A 1,592-nucleotide genomic window follows, 5' to 3' on the forward strand; every position below is an offset into this window, starting at 1 on the left:
GTTACCCGGTTCCCGCAGCCTTTGCAAATCGCCGTTCCCGGCAGATCCAGACCCGAACCCGGGCCCCCACCCAACACCCCAGAGGCGCGTCAAACGCACCAGAACCTGGCATATTTTGAAGGGGATTGGCCGCTGTTTTGTCTGCTTCAGCAGCAGCGACTCAGAAAACAATACACGCCTCCCGCACCCCGCGCAAATCACCCCCACCACCCACCCAAAACCCCCAACCAGCACCGTTCCCGGCAACCCCAAAACCCCGCCAACACAAGCAACCACGCACCACGACACCCAGCTGTCCGGACCACCAGGACAGCCACCCCGCCCGGAAGCAGCACCGTGCAGCCGCTCACTTTCTGGTCGGGGTTCGGGCCGGCAGCCAAACCGATGAGCGCCCTAGTGGTCGGCGTTTCCGGCCGGCTACAGCGGCCCGAGGCGGAGGGGCGGATACTCGTCCGGGCCGCCAAGCATTTCGTGGTGCCATACTGACCGATCGAAAGGACACTCATCCAGGCGGCCAGCGTTTGGCGGTCCTGACCGGTGGATGGAGCGGACGGTGCTCCGGGCCGCCAGCATAGGCGGTCCTGACCGGCGAATGGAGCGGACACTGGACCGGGCCGCCAGCATAGGCGGTCCAGGCTGGCGAATGGAGCGGACGGTGGTCCGGGTCGCCAGCATGCGCTGGTCCAGGCCGGTGGATGGAGCGGACGGTGGTCCGGGCCGCCTGCATTCGGCGTTCCAGACCGGCGACGACACCGGTTGCAGAGCCGGGTCAGACGTCTTCGGGTGAGGGCACAAGTTTCATGGACACGAGCTCGGTGAAGCCGGCGCGGCGGGCGAAGCGCACCTTGCGGCGCTTATAGACGGTGAAGCCGAGCTTGGCGTAGAGGCCGAGGGCAGGCGCGTTGGTGTCTTTGATGTCCTCCAGCACGTACTCGCTGTACCCGGGCAGCGCCAACAGGTGGCGCAGCAAGGCGGTTCCGACGCCGCGGCCCTGATAAGACGGCTCGGTGGCGACGAACCCGATTTCGGCGAGTCCTGGCCGGGCCCCCTCAGAGGGGCGCATAAACCAGCTCCGGATCACCACGTATCCGAGCAGTCCGCGGGCCAACCCCAGATGGCGCCGGATCTGCCGCCACTGCGGCGCAAACAACACCTGGTCCGCCTCGGTCAGCGAGGCCATTCCAGCCGGTTCCCCCTCGACCAGCGCGATGTAGAACCGGTCGAGCAGCAGCATGTGCTCGAACGCACCGGCCAGCCTGCCCGTGTCCCGCGAGAACGCTACGAAGTCGTCTGCGAAGCTGCGCACGTAGACCTCGGTGATGCGGCGCCGGTATTCCTCGCCGAGTTCATCCCCACGTTTGACGACGACCGTCACCTGCGTCCCTCCGCTCACCGCTGATGCACATCCGGGTCCGAGCCTATCCCGGCGTGGGTACCGCGGCAGCCAACCGGGGCTCCAAATCAGCACCAGTCCCTCGAACCAACCCGTCCTGGAACGAACCAGCGCTGTGTAGGTTGCGGGCTTGGTGTGGAAACGCCGGCTGGCGCAGCACCGGCGAAGTCGCGGCAAGCTGGCCGCCAAAAGTCGGTTG

Annotated in this window: 1 protein-coding gene; it reads right to left on the minus strand. The window is 66.6% G+C overall.

Annotation, left to right across the window (positions count from 1 at the left end; genetic code table 11):
- Positions 1-769: 769 nt before the first annotated feature.
- Positions 770-1,375 carry a GNAT family N-acetyltransferase gene (locus tag ACMX2H_RS18880; RefSeq protein ID WP_414962808.1) on the minus strand — a complete coding sequence of 202 codons (606 nt, stop codon included), beginning with the start codon at positions 1,373-1,375 and terminating at the stop codon, positions 770-772.
- Positions 1,376-1,592: the final 217 nt, after the last annotated feature.

The organism is Arthrobacter sulfonylureivorans (assembly GCF_047607445.1).
GTDB lineage: Bacteria > Actinomycetota > Actinomycetes > Actinomycetales > Micrococcaceae > Crystallibacter > Crystallibacter sulfonylureivorans_A.